This window comes from Streptomyces sp. P9-A4 (assembly GCF_036634195.1).
Lineage (GTDB): Bacteria > Actinomycetota > Actinomycetes > Streptomycetales > Streptomycetaceae > Streptomyces.
The window spans coordinates 1,322,735-1,342,684 of sequence record NZ_JAZIFY010000001.1 but is presented as its reverse complement, the minus strand read 5'-3'; the positions used below and the strand labels follow the sequence as shown (position 1 = coordinate 1,342,684).

Here is a 19,950-nt window from a genome sequence, read left to right as displayed (position 1 = left end):
ACGAGGCGTGCGGGCCGGGTCTTCCACGACTCCATACCGACTGGTTAGTCTGTCCCGGTCGTCACAGCCGAGAGGTGGGTCCATGACCGAGGACACGAACGAGCTCAGGGGCGCCGGCGTGGTGGTCACCGGAGCGGGCGGCGGCATCGGAGCCGCCCTCGCCCGCCGGTTCGCCGCCGAAGGGGCCCGGGTCGTCGTCAACGACCTCGACCCGGTGCGCACCAAGGCCGTCGCGGAGGAGATCGGCGCCCTCGCCGTCCCCGGCGACGCCTCCGACGTCGTCGACGAGGCCAGGGAGGCCCTCGGCGGCACCGTCGACATCTGGTGCGCCAACGCCGGACTCTCCTCGCCCGGCGACGTCTTCGCGGACGAGGAGGTCTGGGCCGCGGCCTGGGACGTCAACGTCATGGCCCACGTCCGCGCGGCCCGTGCCCTGCTCCCGGACTGGCTGGAACGCGGCAGCGGCCGGTTCGTCTCCACGGTCTCCGCCGCCGGACTGCTCACCATGATCGGCGCGGCGCCGTACAGCGTCTCCAAGCACGGCGCCTACGCCTTCGCGGAATGGCTCTCCCTCACCTACCGCCACCGCGGCCTCAAGGTGCACGCCATCTGCCCGCAGGGCGTCCGTACGGACATGCTGACCGCCGCCGGATCGGCCGGCGAGCTGGTCCTCGCCCCCACCGCCATCGAACCGGAGGACGTCGCGGACGCCCTGATCGAGGCCGTCGCCGCCGACCGCTTCCTGGTCCTGCCCCACCCCGAGGTCGCGGACTACTACCGCAACCGGGCCACCGACCCCGAGCGCTGGCTCGGCACCATGAACCACGTCCAGCGGACCTGGGAGACGGGCACCCGGTAGCGGGGAGACGGGCACGCGGTGACCGGAGCCCCGGCGGATGGGAAGATCTACGGGCGGGAACACGTTCCGCTGACCGAAAACGATCACCAAGGAAGGCGGCGGAAGCATGGCCAGGACGACGGACGGGAACGGCACGCCCGTCCCCCAGAGGCTCCTCGCCGCCGCCACCCGGCTCTTCGCCGAGCAGGGCTACGACCGCACCTCCGTCCAGGAGATCGTCGAGGCCGCCGGGGTCACCAAGGGCGCCCTCTACCACTACTTCGGCTCCAAGGAGGACCTCCTCCAGGAGGTCTACGCCCGGGTCCTGCGCCTCCAGCAGGAGCGCCTCGACGCCTACGCGGACGCCGACGAGCCCATCGAGGACCGGCTGCGCGCCGCCGCCGCCGACGTCGTCGTCACCACCATCGAGAACCTCGACGACGCCGCCATCTTCTTCCGCTCCATGCACCACCTCAGCCCGGAGAAGAACAAGCAGGTCAGGTCGGAGCGGCGCCGCTACCACGAGCGCTTCCGGGCGCTGGTCGAGGAGGGGCAGCGGGCCGGGGTGTTCTCCTCCGCGACCCCCGCCGACCTCGTCGTGGACTACCACTTCGGCTCGGTGCACCACCTCTCCACGTGGTACCGCCCGGACGGCCCGCTCACCCCCGAAGAGGTGGCGGGCCATCTCGCCGATCTGCTGCTGCGGGCGCTCCGCCCCTGAGCCGCTGCCAGAGGCACCGGAGGCGCCAGGGGCACCAGGGGCACCAGAGGCGCCAGAGGCACTAGAGGTACTTCTTCAGCTCCCGGCGTGCCAGCGACCGCTGGTGCACCTCGTCCGGGCCGTCCGCGAGCTTGAGCGTCCGCGCCGCCGCCCAGAGCTCGGCCAGCGGGAAGTCCTGTGAGACCCCGCCCGCGCCGTGCGCCTGGACCGCCTTGTCGATGATGTCGACGACCGCGCGCGGGGTCGCGATCTTGATGGCCTGGATCTCGGTGTGCGCACCCCTGTTGCCCACGGTGTCCATCAGCCAGGCCGTCTTGAGGACGAGGAGCCGCAGCTGCTCGATCGTCACCCGGGCGTCCGCGATCCAGTTCTGCACGACGCCCTGCTGGGCGAGCGTCTTGCCGAAGGCGGTACGGGTGACCGCCCGCCGGCACATCAGCTCGACGGCCCGCTCGGCCATGCCGATGAGCCGCATGCAGTGGTGGATGCGGCCGGGGCCGAGCCGGGCCTGGGCGATGGCGAAGCCGCCGCCCTCCTCGCCGATCAGGTTCGCCGCGGGGACCCGTACCCCGTCGAAGACCACCTCGGCGTGGCCGCCGTGGTAGTGGTCCTCGTACCCGTAGACCCGCATCGCGCGCCGCACCTCGACGCCGGGGGTGTCGCGGGGCACGAGGATCATCGACTGCTGGCGGCGGGGGTCGGCCCCGTCGGGGTCCGTCTTGCCCATGACGATGAAGATCTTGCAGTCGGGGTTCATCGCCCCGGAGATGTACCACTTGCGGCCGTCGACGACGTAGGAGTCGCCGTCCCGCCGGATCCGGGTCTCGATGTTCGTGGCGTCGGAGGAGGCGACCTCCGGCTCGGTCATCGCGAAGGCCGAGCGGATCTCGCCGGCGAGCAGCGGCTCCAGCCACTGCTTCTTCTGCGCCTCGTCGCCGAACTGGGCGAGCAGCTCCATGTTCCCGGTGTCGGGGGCGGCGCAGTTGAGGGCGGTCGGGGCGAGGTGCGGGCTGCGGCCGGTGATCTCGGCGAGCGGCGCGTACTGGAGGTTGGTGAGCCCGGCACCGTACTCGGCGTCGGGAAGGAAGAGGTTCCACAGGCCCTGGCGCTTGGCCTCGGCCTTCAGTTCCTCCACGACGGCCGGGGTGTCCCAGGGGGAGGCGAGCAGGGCGCGCTGTTCCTCGGCGACGGCCTCGGCCGGGTGGACGTGCTCGTCCATGAAGGCGAGGAGCTTCGCCCGCAGTTCCTCGGTGTGTGCGTCGTACGCGAAGTCCATGGCGGTTCAGCCTTCCTGAAGGGTGGTCAGGCCGTGCTCGATGAAGAGGGGGACGAGTTCCCCGATGCGGTCGAAGCCCGCGCCGACCGTCTGCCCGAGGGTCCAGCGGTAGTGGATGCCCTCCAGGATCACGGCGAGCTTGAACCAGGCGAAGGCCGTGTACCAGGCGAGGGCCGAGGTGTCGCGGCCCGAGCGGGCGGCGTAGCGCTCGGCCAGTTCGGCGGCGCTCGGGTGCCCGGGGGCCGTGGCGGTGGTGGAGATGGGGGAGTCCGGCAGGTCGAGCGGCGTGCTGTACATGACGAGCAGGCCGAGGTCGGTGAGCGGGTCGCCGAGGGTGGACATCTCCCAGTCGAGGACGGCCCGGATGCGGTCGTCCTCGCCGATGAGGACGTTGTCGAGCCGGTAGTCGCCGTGGATGACGGTGGGCGGGGGAGACACGGGGAGCGCGCGGCCCAGCGCGGAGTGCAGCTCGTCGATCCCGGCCAGCTCCCGGCCGCGCGAGGCGTCGAGCTGCTTGCCCCAGCGGCGCAGCTGCCGGTCGAGGAAGCCCTCGGGGCGGCCGAAGTCGCCGAGCCCCACCGCCTCCGGGTCGACGGCGTGCAGGTCGACGAGGGTGTCGACGAGGCCGAGGAGGGCGGCGCGGGTGCGCCCGGGGCCGAGCGGGGCGAGTTCGGCGGCCGAGCGGTACGGGGTCCCGTCGACGAACTCCATGACGTAGAACGGCGCCCCGAGCACGGAGTCGTCCTCGCAGAGCAGCAGCGTCTCCGGCACGGGGACGGCCGTGGTGTGCAGGGCGCTGATGACGCGGTGCTCGCGCCGCATGTCGTGGGCGGTGGCGAGGACGTGGCCGAGGGGAGGCCGGCGGACCACCCAGCGGCCGGCGCCGTCGGTCACGACGTACGTCAGGTTCGACCTGCCGCCTTCGATTAGCCGGGCTTCGAGGGGGCCGGACACCAGGCCGGGGCGCTCGCGGTCGAGGTGGCGGCGCAACTGCTCGGGGTCGAGACCTGGCGGCGGGGCGGAACTCATACGTGCGTACCTCCGGATCGACTGCGGTCGGCATTCATGATGACCGACCAGTCGGTATGTCGTCCAGAGGGGTGTGCTCCAGGCGACTCCCGCGCCCCCCGCCCACAGGGCGAGGAGCTGCCGGGCCCAGCGCGGAAACGCGCGCGCCCCGGACCGGTGGACCCGGTCCGGGGCGCGTCCGCGCCGGTCAGGCGTGGCAGGCCACCGGCACCCCGCCGTTCATCGCCGCCATGTCCCCGAAGACCGCCGCCGGGTCGAGCGGCGACCCCTCCGGCAGACCCTCCAGCTCCGCGTACGCCCGGTGCAGGTTCGCCACCAGCCGCTCGCTCTCCCGCCACTCGGCGAACTCGCCCAGCTCCGTCCGCCGCGCCGTCTCCAGCGGCGTCGCCCCGCGCGCGTACCCCTCCGCGGCCACCTCCCGCACCCAGAGCAGATACCGCTCCGTGGCGTCGTACGCCGAGGGGTCGGTCACCCGGCCGTGCCCCGGCACCACCGTCGGCGTGTCGAGGGAGCGCAGCAGGGCGAGCGCGCGCAGCGAACCGGCCAGCGACCCCATCGGCAGGAACGGCGTCCCGCCGTGGAAGACCAGGTCGCCGGTGAAGACCACACCCTGCTCGGGCAGGTGCACGATCGAGTCGCCGGTGGTGTGCGCGGGCCCCGGGTGGATCAGCCGTACCTCGATGTCCCCGACGTGCAGCGTCAGCCGCTCCCGGTAGGTGACGGACGGCGGCAGGATGTCGACGTCCCCGAAGTCGGTCGCCGGCCACAGCAGATGGAGCTGGTGCCCGGCCGCGAGCTGCTCGGTGCGGCAGTTCTCGTGCCCCACGATCCGGGCCTCGGGCAGGAACACCCCGTTGCCGTAGGTGTGGTCGCCGTGGTGGTGGGTGGAGACGACGGTGCCGGGCAGCGCGAGGCCCTCGGCGAGGACCGCCTCGCGGAGCAGCCGGGCCCGGCGCTCGGTGGCGGCGGTGTCGACGAGCAGCGACTCGCGCGCGTCGCCGAGGAAACCGGCGTTGTTCAGGCACCAGCCGCCGTCGGGCTGGACGAAGGCGTGGACGTTCGGCGCGAGCGCGACCACATAGGGATCGGTGGCAGACAAAGGGAATTCCCCCGGGTGAGAGCCCAACTGGACAGGGGAAGAGTGCCAGTTGCCCGGCCCGCGAGGAAACCGGCGCCCGGCAGGACCGCCGCCCGCCAGCAGGCCGCGCCCCCTCACGAGCCGCATCGGCCCCCCCACCCGTACCGCCTCCGCTTGCGTGCGCGCCTCCGCGCACCGAGGGTCGAAGGTATGAAGGCGATCAGCTACAGCCGGTACGGCGGCCCCGACGTCCTGGAGTACGGCGAGCTGCCCGACCCCAAGGTCGGCCCCGACGGCGTCCTGGTCAAGGTGCGGGCGGCGTCCGTCAACCCCGTCGACTGGAAGTGCCAGGCCGGATACCTCGACGGGATGCTCGACGCGGTCTTCCCCGTCATCCCCGGCTGGGACGTGTCGGGAGTCGTCGTACGGCCCGGGGTCTCCGTCACCGAGTTCGCCGAGGGCGACGAGGTCATGGGGTATGTCCGTGAGGACTTCCTGTCCCGTGGCACCTTCGCCGAGTACGTCGCCGCCCCCGTCCGCACCCTCGCCCGCAAGCCGCGCACCCTGGGCTTCGAGGAGTCCGCTGCCCTCCCGCTCGTCGGCCTCACCGCCTACCAGGCGCTCCGCCAGGCCCTCGCGGTCCGCCCGCACGACACCGTCCTGGTCCACGCGGCGGCCGGCGGCGTCGGCTCGATGGCCGTGCAGATCGCCAGCGACCTCGGCTGCCGGGTCATCGGCGCGGCCCGGGGCGCCGGTCTGGAGCGGGTCGCGGAGCTCGGCGCCGAACCCGTCCGCTACGACGAGACGACCTTCGCCGCCCAGGTCAGGGCCATCGCCCCGCTGGGCGTGGACGCCGTCCTCGACACCATCGGGGGACCGTTCCTGCGGATCTCCGCCGGACTGCTCGCCCCGGGCGGCCGGCTCGCCTCGATCGCCGACGGGGAGGTCCTCGCCCTCGGCGGCCGCTACTTCTGGGTGCGGCCGGACCCCGTCGACCTCGCGGCCCTCGCGGACCTGGTCGACGCGGGCGTGCTCACCGTACGGGTGGCGAGGACGTTCCCGCTGGAGCGGGCGGCCGACGCCCAGCGCGCCAACGCCGCGGGCGGCCTCAACGGCAAGGTCGTGGTCACGGTCCCCTGAGACCGTCCCCGCCGAGCCCTCGGGCCCGGTGGTACCGGACCCGGGGCCCGCGTCACCAGATGAGCGCGGCCCCGAACACCGCGAGCGCGATCGTGCACCCCGTCGCCAGCCACGCGCCCCGGTACGAGAGCGGTCCCGGCCGGGCCGCGCTCAGGGAGCGGATACGGCGGTGGGCGACGGCCAGGAAACCGATCCACACGAGGGCCGACAGCGCGAGCCCGGTCACGCCCACCGCCGTGATCTCGTCATGGACGGCCAGCTTGACGGCGAGCACCGCGACCACCGTGCAGGACAGCGTCGTGCGCCGCCACGCGAGCCGGGTCCGCTCCGGCTGGAGCCCGGGATCCCGGGCCTCGGGCGCGGAGTCCGCCGCCGTCAACGCCCCGCCCAGCCGAAGAGCACGACCACCACCATGGTGAGCGCCACCACCGCGACCACGAAGCTCAGCACCGCGGGGAAGCGCGACATCGGCAGGTCCTCGCCGCGCCGCATCGCCCGCTCGCAGCGCACCCAGTGGTTCACCGCCCGCAGCGCGCACAGCACCCCGGCGGCGAGCAGCGCGAGCGCCAGCCCGACCCGTACGCCCCACCGCAGGTCCGGCAGGAACTGGTCGACGGCGAAACCACCGCCGACCAGGGCGAGCGAGGTCCGGATCCAGGCGAGGAAGGTCCGCTCGTTGGCGAGGGAGAAACGGTAGTCGGGGGTCTCTCCCTCGTCCCGGACCCGCTGCGGCGCGAACCACAGCCGCAGGCTCTGCACGAAATCGCTCACCCGAGCACCCTAACGGCCGGGTGACCGGCCGGCCCGTCACGCCCCCTCCGCCGCCCTCGCCCGCAGCAGCTCGTACGCGGCGAGGCCGTCCGGCACCCACTCCCAGGTGCCGAGCCGCGCGGCCAGTTCGTCGTCCGTCAGGAATCCGTGCCAGGCGACCTCCTCCACCTGCGGGTGGACGGGCAGGGTGCAGCGGACCTCGTAGACCGCCGACCACCACTTCCCGGCGACGCCCCCGGAGTCGTACAGGAACCGCAGCACCGGCTCGGGGCGGGGGAGCCCCGACACCCCCAGCTCCTCCTCGGCCTCCCGCAGCGCGGCCTCGTCGTAGGACTCGCCCGCGCCGACGACCCCGCCGACGAACATGTCGTACTGCGAGGGGAAGACCAGCTTGGTCGGCGTCCTGCGGTGCACGAAGACCCGGCCCTCCGCGTCCCGGACCCGGACGAAGACACAGCGATGGATCAGGCCCCGCGCGTACACCTCACCGCGCGGGGCCTGTCCGGTCACCCGGTCGTGCTCGTCGACGACATCGAGAATCTCTTCTGCGGCGCTCATGCCGCCATCCAAGCAAAGCCGCCGCCGGAGCCATCGCCCCGGTCACCGGGGTCACGCCCCAGACGGAGTCACCGCCCCGGCTGTCCGGCTCACTGCCCCATGACGTACTTGACCGTCGGACCGGTGGTCCAGCCGCCGTCCACCGCCAGCTCCGCGCCCGTCACGTACGAGGCGGCGTCCGACAGCAGGAAGACGACCGCGCCCGCGATCTCGTCGGCCTCGCCGACCCGGCCCATCGGCGTGTTCGGGTAGTTGCCCTCGCCGCGCTGGATGCCGACGGAGGCGGTCATCGGGGTGTACGTCATGCCCGGGTGGACGGAGTTGACGCGGATCTTCGCCGTGCCCAGCTCCACCGCGCCGATCTTCGTCAGACCGCGCACGCCCCACTTGGAGGCGCCGTACCCGGCGGTCAGGGCCAGGCCCATCAGGCCCGCGGCCGAGGAGATGTTGACGATCGAGCCGCCGCCGGCCTCCCTCATCGCCGGGATCGCGGCCTTCATGCCGATGAAGACGCCGGTCAGGTTGATGTCGAGGACCTTGCGGAAGTGCTCGACGGACTCGGTCTCGAGGAGGGCGCCGGTGGAGATGCCCGCGTTGTTCACCAGACCGTGCAGCCCGCCGAACTCCGCCACCGCGAACGCGACGGCCGCCGCCCACTCCTCCTCGGAGGTCACGTCGTGGTGGAAGAAGCGCGCCTTCTCGCCGAGCGCCTCGGCGGTCGCCTCGCCCTCCTCGTCGAGCACGTCGGTGAGGACGACGTTCGCGCCGGCCGCGACCGCCTGGCGGGCGGCCTCGGCGCCCAGCCCGCGGGCGCCGCCGGTGATGATCACGGTCCTGCCGGTGAGGTCGTTCATGAGAGGTCCTTTCGGTGGTGCGCCTGCTCCGGCTGTGCGGCGCGCAGCAGGGCGGTGGTGGTCTCGACCAGATCGGCGAGGAAGAGCGCCTCACCGGTGAGAGGTTCGGTGCCGGCCAGGTACTGCCGGGCCCGGTCCGCCATCGCCGCGCCGACCACGGTCAGCGCCAGGTCGAGGCGTTCCAGGAGGAGCGGCTCGGGCAGCCCGTCGGCGGCCAGCCGGTCCGCGATCCGCTCGATCAGGCGCCAGTAGTCGGTGCCCGCGAGCGTCGGGTGGGGGGTGCGGGCGCGCACGCCGCTCTCGTGGCTGAGCTGCGCGGATATCCGCAGGCAGCGCCGGCCCCGGTCGGTGCGCAGCTCGCTGGCCTCGGCGGTGACGAGGGCCTCGACGAGGGCGCGCGGTTCGTCGGCGGCGACCGCGAGCAGCGGGGCGAGCACGCTCTCCGTACGGGCCTGGCGGCCTGCCATCACGGCGTCGAGGAGTCCGGCGCGCGAGCCGAAGTGGTACTGCACGGCGGACGGATTGGCCTGTCCCGCCCGTGCGACCACGTCCCGCAGCTGTGCGCCGTCGACGCCCTGGGCGGCGAAGATCTCCTCCGCCGCGCGGATCAGTCTGTCCCGGGTCTCGGGCCCCGATGTCCTCGCCATGCATTCATATTAATGCTCGACATTAGAAAACGGGAGCGCCGGGGGCGGTCAGGACGGTTGACTCGATACATCCGTGTATCCAAGATGCGGTCCATGCCCTACGACGCTGATGTGATCGTGATCGGGGCCGGCCTCGCCGGGCTCGTCGCCACCGCCGAGCTGGTCGACGCCGGCCGCACCGTGATCCTCCTCGACCAGGAACCCGAGCAGTCCCTCGGCGGCCAGGCCCACTGGTCCTTCGGCGGTCTCTTCCTCGTCGACTCGCCCGAGCAGCGCCGGATGCGCGTCAAGGACAGCCACGCCCTCGCCCTCCAGGACTGGCACGGCACCGCCGGCTTCGACCGCACCGAGGACCACTGGCCCCGGAAGTGGGCCGAGGCGTACGTCGACTTCGCCGCCGGCGAGAAGCGCGCCTGGCTCCACGCGCGCGGGGTGCGCTTCTTCCCGGTCGTCGGCTGGGCCGAGCGCGGCGGCTACGACGCCAACGGCCACGGCAACTCCGTCCCCCGCTTCCACATCACCTGGGGTACGGGCCCCGGCCTCGTCGCCCCCTTCGAGCGGAAGGTCCGCGAGGGCGTCGCACGCGGCCTCGTCCGGTTCCGCTTCCGCCACCGGGTCACCGGCCTCGGCCGTACCGCCGGAGCCGTCGACACCGTCACCGGCGAGATCCTGGAACCCTCCGACGCCGAGCGCGGCACCGCCAGCTCCCGCACGTCCACCGGCACCTTCGAACTGCGCGCCCAGGCCGTGATCGTCACCTCCGGCGGCATCGGCGGCAACCACGACCTCGTCCGCGCCCAGTGGCCCGAGCGGCTCGGCACCCCGCCCGCCCGGATGCTCTCCGGCGTGCCCGCGCACGTCGACGGCCTGATGCTGGGCGTCGCCGAGAAGGCCGGGGCCCACCACATCAACCGCGACCGGATGTGGCACTACACCGAGGGCATCGAGAACTGGAACCCGATCTGGGCCAAGCACGGCATCCGGATCCTCCCCGGACCGTCCTCGCTCTGGCTGGACGCCACCGGCAAGCGGCTGCCCGTGCCGCTCTTCCCCGGCTTCGACACCCTCGGCACCCTCGAACACATCATGCGGACCGGCCATGACCACACCTGGTTCGTCCTCGACAAGCGGATCATCGGCAAGGAGTTCGCCCTCTCCGGCTCCGAACAGAACCCCGACCTCACCGGCAAGTCGATCCGCGACGTCATCGGCCGTGCCCGCGCCGATGTGCCCGGCCCCGTCCAGGCGTTCATGGACAAGGGAGCCGACTTCGTCGTCGAGAACGACCTGTCCGCCCTCGTGCGGGGCATGAACCGGATCACCGGCGAAGACCTCATCGACGAGACCGCGCTGCGCCGCGAGATCACCGCACGCGACCGGGAGATCGCCAACCCCTTCACCAAGGACCTCCAGGTCACGGCGATCCGAGGGGCCCGCAAGTACCTGGGCGACAAGCTCATCCGCACCGCCGCGCCGCACCGCATCCTGGACCGCAAGGCGGGCCCGCTGATCGCCGTACGCCTCAACATCCTCACCCGCAAGTCACTCGGAGGCCTGGAGACGGACCTCGACTCCCGTGTCCTCACTTCGAGCGGTGAGCCGCTCGAAGGCGTGTACGCGGCGGGCGAGGCGGCCGGCTTCGGCGGCGGCGGGGTCCACGGCTACCGCTCCCTCGAAGGCACCTTCCTCGGCGGCTGCATCTTCTCGGGAAGGGCGGCGGGGCGAGCGGCGGCGAAGGCGTTGGGCTGACGGGGCGCCCCTCGGTCCCCTCAGTCCCCCTGAATCAGCTCCACCACCCTGAACCGCTCCACCACCGCGATCGTCCCGTCGTCCACCACGAAGTCCGGGTCGCCCAGCCCCTCCCGCATCTCCTCGCTGTGCCAGAAGTGCTCGTGGGCGGCACGCCACTCCGCGACCGACCGGAACCCCTCGCCCTCGTCGAGGGCGAGCCGGAGGTCCACCTCGCCCAGCGGCAGCGACCGGACCTCCGTCACCTCCACGATCGCGACCTCGCGACCGTCCGAGTCGACGAGCGCCGAGCGCTCGCCCACCTCGGGCAGCTCCTCGTTCTCGGCCTCCCACTCCACGAGGAGTCCCGTCGTGGCGGTCTTCTCGCCGGCGAGGACGGCGGCGACGAGCCGGTCCCGGACCGGGCCGGGGAAGGCGAGGAGGAAGGGCTTGAGCGCGTGAGGGCCGGTCATGGGCGACATTCTGTCAGCCACGACCGGCCCTCACCTGCGATCCGGGCGGGCGCTACAGCACCAGCGACAGCAGCAGGACGAACACGATGCCGACCACCGAGATGATCGTCTCCATCACCGACCAGGTCTTGATCGTCTGGCCGACGCTCATCCCGAAGTACTCCTTCACCAGCCAGAACCCGGCGTCGTTGACATGGCTGAAGAAGAGCGAGCCCGCGCCGATCGCGAGGACGAGCAGCGCCGTGTGACTGGTCGACATGCCCTCCGCCAGCGGCGCCACGAGGCCCGCCGCCGAGATCGTCGCGACGGTCGCGGAGCCGGTCGCCAGCCGGATCGCGACGGCGATCAGCCAGGCGAGCAGCAGGGCAGGGATCGACCAGTTCTCGGAGAAGTCCAGGATCATCTGGCCGACGCCGATGTCGATCAGGGTCTGCTTGAAGCCGCCGCCCGCACCGACGATCAGCAGGATGCCCGCGATCGGGGCGAGGGACTTCTCGACGGTCGAGGAGAGCCGGTCCTTGGTGAAGCCGGCCGCCCGGCCCAGGGTGAAGAGCGCGACTATGACGGCGGCGAGCAGCGCGATCAGCGGGGAGCCGATGACGTCGGTGACCTTCTGGAGGCCGTTGTCCGGGTCGTCGACGACGATGTCGACGAGCGCCTTGACCAGCATCAGGACGACGGGCAGCAGGATGGTCGCGACGGTGACGCCGAAGCCGGGGCGCTTCTCCAGGTCCTCGGAAGGACGGGTGGGGATCATCTTCTCGGGGGCCGGGATGTCCACCCAGCGGGCGGCGTACCGGGAGAAGACCGGTCCGGCGATGATCACGGTCGGGACGGCGACGACGAGACCGAGAGCGAGGGTGACCCCCAGGTTGGCGCCGACCGCGTCGATCGCGACGAGCGGGCCGGGGTGCGGCGGGATCAGCCCGTGCATCACGGAGAGACCGGCGAGGGCCGGGATGCCGATCCGCATCAGGGAGTAGTTGCCGCGCTTGGCGACGAGCAGCACGACCGGGATCAGCAGCACGATGCCGACCTCGAAGAAGAGCGGCAGGCCGATCACGGAGGCGATGAGGACCATCGCCCACGGCATGGCCCGGCCGCTCGCCCTGGCGAGGATCGTGTCGACGATCTGGTCGGCGCCGCCCGAGTCGGCGAGCAGCTTGCCGAGGATCGCGCCGAGGGCGATCAGCACGCCCACGCCGGCGACGGTGGCGCCGAGGCCGGTGGTGAAGGACTTGATGGTGTCCGCGAGCGGGGCCCCCGCGAACGCGCCGAGGGCGAGCGACCCGATGGTCAGGGCCAGGAACGCGTGCAGCTTGAACTTGGTGATGAGCAGGACGATGACGGCGATGCCGGCGAGTACGGCGATGCCGAGCTGGGCGTTGCCTGCCGAGGTGATGGGTTCGGCGGCGTCCGCTGCCAGGATCTCGACGCTGAGACTGGTCACGGTGGAGTCCTCGGGGGTCAGTGGGTGAGCCGGCGCAGCGCGGCGGCGGCCCTGGCGGTGATCTCTTCGGGGGTGCCGGAGACGTCGACGGCGACGCCGGCCTCGTCGTCCTGCAGCGGCTGCAGGGTGGCGAACTGGGAGTCGAGGAGTGCCGTCGGCATGAAGTGGCCCTTGCGGCCGGCCATGCGTTCCTCGATGAGCTTCCGGTCGCCGGTCAGATGGAGGAAGACGACACCGGGAGCGGCGGCCCTCAGCCGGTCCCGGTAGCTCCGCTTCAGCGCGGAACTGCTCACCACACCGCCGAGCCCGGCCCGGCCGTGCGCCCACCCTCCGATGGCGTCGAGCCAGGGCTCGCGGTCGGTGTCGTCCAGGGGGATGCCGGCCGTCATCTTTGCCACGTTCGCCGCCGGGTGGAAGTCGTCGCCCTCCGCGTAGGGGAGGCCGAGGGCTTCCGCGACCAGCGGGCCGATCGTGGTCTTGCCGGTTCCGGCGACGCCCATCACGACGACGACCTGAGGGTGGGGGGTGGTGCTCATGGGTGGTGCCTCGCTGTCTTCTTCGACATCGATCCGTCGCGCCCATGAAACCCATTGGGTACGACGTATTCAAGAGGCTGTGATCTAAAAGTAGTACTTTTAATTCCCGATGTGATCATCCAGGCGGGCACGCATAGGCTTGCCACCATGACGACACCGGCCCAGGGGCTTCACTCCCACGTCCTCGCCACCCTGGGTCTCGCGATCACCGCGGGGGAGTACCCGCCCGGCACGGTGCTGCGCACCGACGAGCTGGCCCAGCGCTTCGACGTGTCCCGGACGGTGGTCCGCGAGGTCGTCCGCGTCCTGGAGTCCATGCACCTCGTCGAGTCCCGCCGCCGCGTCGGCGTGACCGTGCTCCCCACCGCCAGCTGGAACGTGTACGACCCCCAGGTCATCCGCTGGCGCCTCGCCGGCGCCGACCGCCCCCGCCAGCTCCGCTCGCTGACCGTGCTCCGCTCCGCCGTCGAGCCCGTCGCCGCAGGCCTGGCCGCGGTGAACGCCACGCCCGAGCAGTGCCGCGAGCTCACCGAGCAGGCCCTCGGCATGGTCGCCACCTCGCGCGGCCGGCGTCTGGAGGAGTACCTCGTCCACGACATCGCCTTCCACCGGGTCGTGCTCAACTCCTCGGGGAACGAGATGTTCGCCCGCCTCGGGGACGTCGTCGCCGAGGTCCTCACCGGCCGCACCCACCACCACGTGATGTTCGAGGACCCCGACCCGGCCGCCGTCACCCTCCACGTCCAGGTCGCCGAAGCGGTACGGGAGCGGGACGCCGTCCGCGCCGAGGAACTCACCCGGCAGATCGCGGTCGGCGCCCTCCAGGAGCTGGACGTACTGGCTCCGTGAGGACCCCGTACGCCACCGGGAATCGGCCCGTCTCGCGTTTTGTCGGGAGATAGTGGTACCCAAGAGTCTTGCAAGATCCGTTCGGAGGAAGGAAAGTTCGCCATGCCGCAGCACGTCCAGGGGGTCATCGCCCCCGGCAGGAACGAACCGGTACGGGTCGAGACGATCGTCATCCCCGACCCCGGCCCCGGTGAAGCCGTCGTGAAGATCCAGGCCTGCGGTGTCTGTCACACGGACCTGCACTACAAGCAGGGTGCCATCAACGACGAGTTCCCCTTCCTGCTCGGCCACGAGGCCGCCGGAATCGTGGAGTCGGTCGGCGAGGGCGTCACCGACGTCGAGCCCGGCGACTACGTGATCCTCAACTGGCGTGCGGTGTGCGGCCAGTGCCGCGCCTGCCGCCGGGGCCGCCCCTGGTACTGCTTCGACACCCACAACGCCAAGCAGCGGATGACCCTGCTCGACGGCACCGAGCTCTCCCCGGCCCTCGGTATCGGCGCCTTCGCCGAGAAGACCCTCGTCGCCTCGGGGCAGTGCACCAAGGTCGACCCCGCCGTCGCCCCCGAGGTCGCGGGCCTCCTCGGCTGCGGCGTCATGGCCGGCATCGGCGCCGCCATCAACACCGGGAACGTGGGCCGCGGCGACACCGTCGCCGTCATCGGCTGCGGAGGCGTCGGCGACGCCGCGATCGTCGGCTCCCGCCTCGCCGGAGCCGCGAAGGTCATCGCCGTCGACATCGACGACCGCAAGCTGGAGACGGCGAAGACGATGGGTGCCACCCACACCGTCAACTCCCGCTCCACCGACCCCGTCGAGGCCATCCGCGAGCTCACCGGCGGCTTCGGCGCCGATGTCGTCATCGAGGCCGTCGGCCGCCCGGAGACGTACAAGCAGGCCTTCTACGCCCGCGACCTCGCTGGCACCGTCGTCCTCGTCGGCGTCCCCACCCCCGAGATGCAGCTCGAACTGCCCCTCCTCGACGTCTTCGGCCGCGGTGGCGCGCTCAAGTCCTCCTGGTACGGCGACTGCCTGCCCTCCCGCGACTTCCCGATGCTGATCGACCTGCACCAGCAGGGCCGCATCGACCTCGCCGCCTTCGTCACCGAGACCATCGGCCTCGGCGACGTCGAGAAGGCCTTCGCCCGCATGCACGAGGGCGACGTCCTCCGCTCGGTGGTGGTGCTGTGATGAGCGCCCGCATCGACCACCTCGTCACCTCCGGCACGTTCAGCCTCGACGGCGGCACCTGGGAGGTCGACAACAACGTCTGGATCGTCGGCGACGACACCGAGGCCATCGTCGTCGACGCCGCCCACGACGCCGACGCCATCCTCGCCGCCCTCGACGGCCGCGCCCTGCGCGCCATCGTCTGCACCCACGCCCACAACGACCACGTGGACGCGGCCCCGGCACTCGCGGCCGCCACCGGCGCCCGCATCCTGCTCCACCCCGCCGACCAGCCGCTCTGGAAGCAGACCCACCCCGACCACAGCCCCGACGGCGAACTCACCGACGGCCAGGTCCTCACCATCGCCGGCACCGACCTCACCGTGCTGCACACACCCGGCCACGCCCCCGGCGCGGTCTCCCTGTACGCCCCGGAGCTGGGCACGGTCTTCACCGGCGACACCCTCTTCCAGGGCGGCCCCGGCGCCACCGGCCGCTCCTTCTCGGACTTCCCCACGATCGTCGACTCGATCCGCGGGAAGCTCCTCACCCTGCCCCCGGAGACGGTGGTACGGACGGGGCACGGCGACACCACCACCATCGGCGCCGAGGCCCCGCACCTCCAGGAGTGGATCAGCCGAGGCCACTGAGAGCCAGCCGGCTCTCGAAACGCAGTCCCTCACCCGTGAACGGGTCGGTGAACTCAAGCGTCCGCGCGAGCAGTTGCAGCGGAAGCGAGAAGTCCTCCGGCCCGTCCGCGCGGACCACCGGATAGACCGGATCGTGCAGGATCGGCAGCCCCAGCGCGTTCATGTGCACCCGCAGCTGATGCGTCCGCCCGGTCTCCGGCACCAGCCGGTACCGCCCGAGCCCGCCCGCGTGCCCGAGCAGCTCGATCCGGCTCTCCGCGTTCGGCTCGCCGCCCGGCACCTCCCGGGCGGCCATCACCCCGCGCTCCTTCTCGATCCGGCTCCGCAGGGTCACCGGCAGCGCCACCGCCGGCTCGTACGGTGCCAGGGCCTCGTACTCCTTGCGCACCCGCCGGTCCCGGAACAGCGTCTGGTACGCCCCCCGGTCCTCCGGCCGTACGACGCAGAGCACGAGTCCCGCCGTCAGCCGGTCCAGCCGGTGCGCGGGCTGGAGGAACGGCAGCCCCAGCTCCCGCCGCAGCCGGGCGAGCACGGTCTCGGTCACATGCCGGCCCCGGGGCATCGTCGCGAGGAAGTGCGGCTTGTCCGCGACCACGATGCGCTCGTCCCGGTACACGACCCCGACCGGGAACGGCACCGGCTCCTCCACCGGGAAGTCCCGGTGGAACCAGAGATACCGGCCCACGGTGTACGGCTCGTCCCCGGCCACGGGCCCGTCGACCCCGACGAACCGGCCCTCGCGCAGCATCTCCTCGACCCGCCCGGCCCCGACGGCCGCCGCGTACCGGTCGAGCAGATGGTCCCGTACGGTCGCCCACGCCCCGTCCGGATCGTCGGGAAGCCGTACGCGGACGGGATCGACCCCGTCCCGCTGGGGCAGCGGCGCGGCCGGCGCCTTCGCTCTCCGTCTCACCGCTCCGCCTCGTGACCGCACATACAAAAGCGGAAGTCCCGGTCGAGATGATCTCGACCGGGACTTCCGTGTGGTGTCCGAGGGGGGACTTGAACCCCCACGCCCGATAAAGGGCACTAGCACCTCAAGCTAGCGCGTCTGCCATTCCGCCACCCGGACAAGGTGTCTGTCTTCCTGGCCGCTCGGCCCTTCCGACGTGGAAAACAATAGCAAACATCTGGGGTGGTCGATCACCACCCCGATCACCATCCCGGCCGGCCCCGTCGTGTGTCGGGCGCATGTCGCCCGAGGGCCGCCCTTGGGCGCGGGCGGGGGCACGCGGGAGGATGGGCGGGCACCGAAGCAATCACGTGGGGCACGTAGTGGGAGGAAGCAGCGTGAGCGAGTCGAACACCGGCCGAACCGTCACCGCGGAGAACGAGGTCGTGGACCTCTGTCGCGACCTCATCCGCATCGACACCAGCAACTACGGGGACCACTCCGGTCCCGGCGAGCGGGCGGCCGCGGAGTACATCGCCGAGAAGCTCGCGGAGGTCGGACTCGAACCGAAGGTCATCGAGTCGCACCAGGGGCGGGCCTCCACGGTCGCCCGCATCGAGGGCGAGGACCCGTCCCGCCCGGCCCTGCTCATCCACGGCCACACCGATGTCGTCCCCGCCAACGCCGAGGACTGGACCCACCACCCCTTCTCGGGGGAGATCGCGGACGGCTGCGTCTGGGGCCGCGGCGCCGTCGACATGAAGGACATGGACGCGATGACCCTCGCGGTCGTACGGGACCGGCTGCGCAGAGGCCGCAAGCCCCCGCGCGACATCGTCCTCGCCTTCCTCGCCGACGAGGAGGCCGGCGGCACCTACGGCGCCCGGCATCTGGTCGACAAGCACCGGGACCTCTTCGACGGGGTCACCGAGGCCATCGGCGAGGTCGGCGGCTTCTCCTTCACCGTGAACGAGAACCTGCGGCTCTACCTGGTCGAGACGGCGCAGAAGGGCATGCACTGGATGCGCCTGACCGTCGAGGGCACGGCGGGCCACGGCTCGATGACCAATGACGACAACGCCATCACCGAGCTGTGCGAGGCCGTCGGCCGGCTCGGCCGCCACCAGTGGCCCGTCAGGGTCACCAAGACCGTCCGCTCCTTCCTGGACGAGCTGTCGGACGCGCTGGGCACCCCGCTCGACCCCGAGGACATGGACGGCACCCTCGCCAAGCTCGGCGGCATCGCCAAGATGGTCGGCGCCACCCTGCGGAACTCGGCCGCCCCGACCATGCTCGGCGCCGGCTACAAGGTGAACGTGATCCCCGGTCAGGCCACCGCGCACGTCGACGGCCGCTTCCTGCCCGGCTACGAGCAGGAGTTCCTGGCCGACCTCGACCGGATCCTCGGACCGAACGTGAAGCGCGAGGACGTGCACGGCGACAAGGCCCTGGAGACCGACTTCGACGGCGCCCTGGTCGACGCCATGCAGCTGGCGCTGCGCGCCGAGGACCCGATCGCCCGCGCCGTCCCGTACATGCTCTCCGGCGGCACCGACGCGAAGTCCTTCGACGACCTCGGCATCCGCTGCTTCGGCTTCGCCCCGCTCCAGCTGCCGCCGGAGCTGGACTTCGCCGGCATGTTCCACGGCGTGGACGAGCGGGTGCCCGTGGACGGGCTGAAGTTCGGCGCGCGGGTTCTGGACCGGTTCATCGACGCCTGCTGACGGAGTCCGCCGAATTCGTTCGCGCGTTTGTATGTGACCAGAAAGAGTGAATGAACTCGGAGGCTCGTAGCCCCCACCATTCCCCCTCGTTACAGGTGTTGCGGTCCGCGGCTGGGACCGCGTTTCCAACTAGGAGGAATAATGATCAAGAAGGTCGTCGCTGCTGCGGCTGCCACTGGCGGTCTCGTTCTCGCGGGTGCGGGCATGGCCGTTGCCGACGCGGGTGCCCAGGGTGCCGCCATCGGTTCCCCCGGTGTCCTCTCGGGCAACGTCGTCCAGGTTCCGGTTCACGTCCCCGTGAACCTGTGCGGCAACACGGTCTCCGTGATCGGCCTGCTGAACCCCGCCTTCGGCAACACCTGCGTCAACGCCTGACGTTGTGCCTCGCCCCGTGAGGGTGTGAGCCGGTCCGGCCCCGGAGTGCGTGCCATGCACTCCGGGGCCGGTGGCCATTTCCGCCCCGGGTCCTCGGCCCGGTGGCACTCGTTCGAAGCCGAGCAGGCAGGGAAACAAGCTATGCGACAGGTCACGCGCAAGGGTCTGGTCATCGTTGCGGCAGCCGGAGGCGTTCTCGCCGCCGTCGGTGGCGGTTACGCGCACGCCGATTCCGGTGCGTACGGTACGGCCACGAATTCCCCGGGCGTCGCGTCCGGAAATTCCGTCCAGGTCCCGGTGCACGTTCCGGTGAACGCCTGCGGAAACACCGTCAATGTCGTCGGAGTACTGAATCCGGCGATGGGAAACACCTGTGCCAACACCTCCAGGCCCGGCGGTCCTGGCGGCGGTTCGTCCGCCGGTGGGCACACCAGCCACTCTTCCGGGGTCGCCTCCGGCAACACCGTCAAGGTGCCGGTCGACGTCCCGGTGAACGTGTGCGGCGACAGTGTCACGGGCATCGGCCTGGGCAACGCCGTCGCGGGCAACGACTGCGCGAACGGCGCGGACGGGGGGTACGGCGAGGACGGCGGGGACACGGGTTACGGGGAGGAGACCCCGGGGACCCCTGGTACTCCCGGCACTCCTGGTACTCCTGGGACCCCGGGCACCCCCGGTACTCCCGGCACCCCCGGCACCCCCGGTCACCCGGGTACCCCCGGCGGCGAGGTCGGGCCGAACACTCCCGGTACACAGGTCCTCACTCCGCCGCGCGGCGTCGAGGAACTCGCCGAGACCGGTTCCGGGCCGCTCGGCGTGATCGTCCCCGCCGGTGCCGGTCTGCTGCTCGCCGGATCGCTGATCTACCGCCGCGCCCGCAGCGCCGCCTGAGGCACCGCGGTCACGCACCACGCACAAGGGGCCCCGCACACCGCGGGGCCCCTTCTCGTCGTCCTGTTCCGCTACCAGGTCGCCCGGACCTGGCGGATGATCCGCCGCTTCAGCCGCACCCTGCGGCTCCCGTCCCGGTGCAGGCTCAGACGGTCCAACTCCCAGTGTCCGTACTCGGCATGGTCGGTCAGCAGCCGCGCCGCCTCCTTGCGGGAGACGCCGCGCGGCACGTACACGTCGACAAATTCGTATTCCGGCATCGCATCTATTGTGCGGGCACCGGCCCGGTACGGATAGCGTCTG

23 protein-coding genes and 1 tRNA gene are annotated in these 19,950 nt (G+C 71.8%); 10 read left to right on the top strand and 14 right to left on the bottom strand.

Going from position 1 to position 19,950, the window contains the following annotated elements; all coding sequences use genetic code 11:
- The first annotated feature begins 82 nt into the window (after positions 1 to 82).
- Entirely contained in the window at positions 83 to 859 is a 777-nt protein-coding gene (locus tag V4Y03_RS05975; protein ID WP_317874109.1) for an SDR family oxidoreductase, read from the top strand.
- Between the two features lie 106 nt (positions 860 to 965).
- Positions 966 to 1,559, top strand: a complete 594-nt coding sequence (locus tag V4Y03_RS05970; RefSeq protein WP_056566227.1) for a TetR/AcrR family transcriptional regulator — start codon at positions 966 to 968, stop codon at positions 1,557 to 1,559.
- Between the two features lie 61 nt (positions 1,560 to 1,620).
- Here the strand turns inward: V4Y03_RS05970 and V4Y03_RS05965 are convergent, their stop codons facing one another.
- The 3 genes from V4Y03_RS05965 to V4Y03_RS05955 form a co-directional block, all read right to left on the bottom strand.
- Positions 1,621 to 2,835 carry an acyl-CoA dehydrogenase family protein gene (locus V4Y03_RS05965; protein ID WP_332434243.1) on the bottom strand — a complete coding sequence of 405 codons (1,215 nt, stop codon included), beginning with the start codon at positions 2,833 to 2,835 and terminating at the stop codon, positions 1,621 to 1,623.
- Between the two features lie 6 nt (positions 2,836 to 2,841).
- Positions 2,842 to 3,864, bottom strand: a complete 1,023-nt coding sequence (locus V4Y03_RS05960) for a phosphotransferase family protein (RefSeq protein ID WP_317874111.1) — start codon at positions 3,862 to 3,864, stop codon at positions 2,842 to 2,844.
- A 187-nt stretch (positions 3,865 to 4,051) separates the two neighbouring features.
- Positions 4,052 to 4,963: an MBL fold metallo-hydrolase gene (locus tag V4Y03_RS05955; RefSeq protein ID WP_332434242.1), complete on the bottom strand. Its 912-nt coding sequence runs from the start codon at positions 4,961 to 4,963 to the stop codon at positions 4,052 to 4,054.
- 189 nt (positions 4,964 to 5,152) lie between these two features.
- On the opposite strand from V4Y03_RS05955, the gene V4Y03_RS05950 reads away from it, so the two are divergent.
- Positions 5,153 to 6,082, top strand: coding sequence for an NADP-dependent oxidoreductase (locus tag V4Y03_RS05950; RefSeq protein WP_317874113.1), 930 nt, complete (start codon positions 5,153 to 5,155; stop codon positions 6,080 to 6,082).
- Between the two features lie 52 nt (positions 6,083 to 6,134).
- Here the strand turns inward: V4Y03_RS05950 and V4Y03_RS05945 are convergent, their stop codons facing one another.
- The 5 genes from V4Y03_RS05945 to V4Y03_RS05925 all read right to left on the bottom strand — a co-directional run bounded on the left by V4Y03_RS05945 (position 6,135) and on the right by V4Y03_RS05925 (position 8,912).
- Complete coding sequence (locus tag V4Y03_RS05945; protein WP_317874114.1) at positions 6,135 to 6,461, bottom strand: DUF202 domain-containing protein; 327 nt, start codon at positions 6,459 to 6,461, stop codon at positions 6,135 to 6,137.
- Entirely contained in the window at positions 6,458 to 6,853 is a 396-nt protein-coding gene (locus V4Y03_RS05940) for a YidH family protein (protein ID WP_332434241.1), read from the bottom strand. Before V4Y03_RS05940 ends, V4Y03_RS05945 begins: the two co-directional genes overlap by 4 nt.
- Before the next feature lie 36 nt (positions 6,854 to 6,889).
- Positions 6,890 to 7,411, bottom strand: coding sequence for an NUDIX domain-containing protein (locus V4Y03_RS05935; protein WP_332434240.1), 522 nt, complete (start codon positions 7,409 to 7,411; stop codon positions 6,890 to 6,892).
- A gap of 89 nt (positions 7,412 to 7,500) precedes the next feature.
- A complete protein-coding gene (locus tag V4Y03_RS05930) occupies positions 7,501 to 8,265 on the bottom strand; it encodes a glucose 1-dehydrogenase (protein ID WP_317874117.1) in 765 nt (254 codons plus the stop codon).
- The gene (locus V4Y03_RS05925; protein WP_317874118.1) at positions 8,262 to 8,912 is read right to left on the bottom strand and encodes a TetR/AcrR family transcriptional regulator; all 651 of its coding nucleotides are present in this window, start codon (positions 8,910 to 8,912) and stop codon (positions 8,262 to 8,264) included. Before V4Y03_RS05925 ends, V4Y03_RS05930 begins: the two co-directional genes overlap by 4 nt.
- A 93-nt stretch (positions 8,913 to 9,005) precedes the next feature.
- Between V4Y03_RS05925 and V4Y03_RS05920 the strand changes: the two genes are divergently transcribed.
- A complete protein-coding gene (locus V4Y03_RS05920) occupies positions 9,006 to 10,661 on the top strand; it encodes an FAD-binding dehydrogenase (protein ID WP_332434239.1) in 1,656 nt (551 codons plus the stop codon).
- Between the two features lie 20 nt (positions 10,662 to 10,681).
- On the opposite strand, the gene V4Y03_RS05915 is transcribed toward V4Y03_RS05920, so the two are convergent.
- Genes V4Y03_RS05915 through V4Y03_RS05905 form a run of 3 tightly spaced genes read right to left on the bottom strand, consistent with a single transcriptional unit; the run spans position 10,682 to position 13,099 of the window.
- Positions 10,682 to 11,113 carry an ASCH domain-containing protein gene (locus V4Y03_RS05915; RefSeq protein WP_332434238.1) on the bottom strand — a complete coding sequence of 144 codons (432 nt, stop codon included), beginning with the start codon at positions 11,111 to 11,113 and terminating at the stop codon, positions 10,682 to 10,684.
- 52 nt (positions 11,114 to 11,165) lie between these two features.
- Positions 11,166 to 12,563: a GntT/GntP/DsdX family permease gene (locus V4Y03_RS05910; protein WP_332434237.1), complete on the bottom strand. Its 1,398-nt coding sequence runs from the start codon at positions 12,561 to 12,563 to the stop codon at positions 11,166 to 11,168.
- Positions 12,564 to 12,580: 17 nt separating this feature from the next.
- Positions 12,581 to 13,099 (bottom strand): gluconokinase, encoded by a 519-nt coding sequence (locus V4Y03_RS05905; protein WP_317874122.1) that lies wholly within the window; start codon positions 13,097 to 13,099, stop codon positions 12,581 to 12,583.
- A 147-nt stretch (positions 13,100 to 13,246) separates the two neighbouring features.
- On the opposite strand from V4Y03_RS05905, the gene V4Y03_RS05900 reads away from it, so the two are divergent.
- From V4Y03_RS05900 to V4Y03_RS05890, 3 genes are all read left to right on the top strand, one after another.
- Positions 13,247 to 13,948 carry a FadR/GntR family transcriptional regulator gene (locus V4Y03_RS05900; protein ID WP_317874123.1) on the top strand — a complete coding sequence of 234 codons (702 nt, stop codon included), beginning with the start codon at positions 13,247 to 13,249 and terminating at the stop codon, positions 13,946 to 13,948.
- A 102-nt stretch (positions 13,949 to 14,050) separates the two neighbouring features.
- Positions 14,051 to 15,136 carry an S-(hydroxymethyl)mycothiol dehydrogenase gene (locus V4Y03_RS05895; protein WP_317874124.1) on the top strand — a complete coding sequence of 362 codons (1,086 nt, stop codon included), beginning with the start codon at positions 14,051 to 14,053 and terminating at the stop codon, positions 15,134 to 15,136.
- A complete protein-coding gene (locus tag V4Y03_RS05890) occupies positions 15,136 to 15,765 on the top strand; it encodes an MBL fold metallo-hydrolase (protein WP_332434236.1) in 630 nt (209 codons plus the stop codon). Before V4Y03_RS05895 ends, V4Y03_RS05890 begins: the two co-directional genes overlap by 1 nt.
- On the opposite strand, the gene V4Y03_RS05885 is transcribed toward V4Y03_RS05890, so the two are convergent.
- The gene (locus tag V4Y03_RS05885) at positions 15,749 to 16,678 is read right to left on the bottom strand and encodes a pseudouridine synthase (protein WP_317874126.1); all 930 of its coding nucleotides are present in this window, start codon (positions 16,676 to 16,678) and stop codon (positions 15,749 to 15,751) included. The genes V4Y03_RS05890 and V4Y03_RS05885 overlap by 17 nt on opposite strands.
- A 71-nt stretch (positions 16,679 to 16,749) precedes the next feature.
- Positions 16,750 to 16,837: transfer RNA gene (locus V4Y03_RS05880), tRNA-Leu, on the bottom strand.
- A 218-nt stretch (positions 16,838 to 17,055) separates the two neighbouring features.
- On the opposite strand from V4Y03_RS05880, the gene V4Y03_RS05875 reads away from it, so the two are divergent.
- The 3 genes from V4Y03_RS05875 to V4Y03_RS05865 all read left to right on the top strand — a co-directional run bounded on the left by V4Y03_RS05875 (position 17,056) and on the right by V4Y03_RS05865 (position 19,647).
- Positions 17,056 to 18,381, top strand: coding sequence for a M20/M25/M40 family metallo-hydrolase (locus V4Y03_RS05875; RefSeq protein WP_332434235.1), 1,326 nt, complete (start codon positions 17,056 to 17,058; stop codon positions 18,379 to 18,381).
- A gap of 141 nt (positions 18,382 to 18,522) precedes the next feature.
- The gene (chpH, locus tag V4Y03_RS05870) at positions 18,523 to 18,756 is read left to right on the top strand and encodes a chaplin ChpH (protein WP_030218232.1); all 234 of its coding nucleotides are present in this window, start codon (positions 18,523 to 18,525) and stop codon (positions 18,754 to 18,756) included.
- A gap of 141 nt (positions 18,757 to 18,897) precedes the next feature.
- The gene (locus tag V4Y03_RS05865; protein WP_332434234.1) at positions 18,898 to 19,647 is read left to right on the top strand and encodes a chaplin; all 750 of its coding nucleotides are present in this window, start codon (positions 18,898 to 18,900) and stop codon (positions 19,645 to 19,647) included.
- A gap of 71 nt (positions 19,648 to 19,718) precedes the next feature.
- On the opposite strand, the gene V4Y03_RS05860 is transcribed toward V4Y03_RS05865, so the two are convergent.
- Positions 19,719 to 19,907, bottom strand: a complete 189-nt coding sequence (locus tag V4Y03_RS05860; RefSeq protein WP_030692832.1) for a DUF5703 family protein — start codon at positions 19,905 to 19,907, stop codon at positions 19,719 to 19,721.
- Positions 19,908 to 19,950 lie beyond the last annotated feature (43 nt).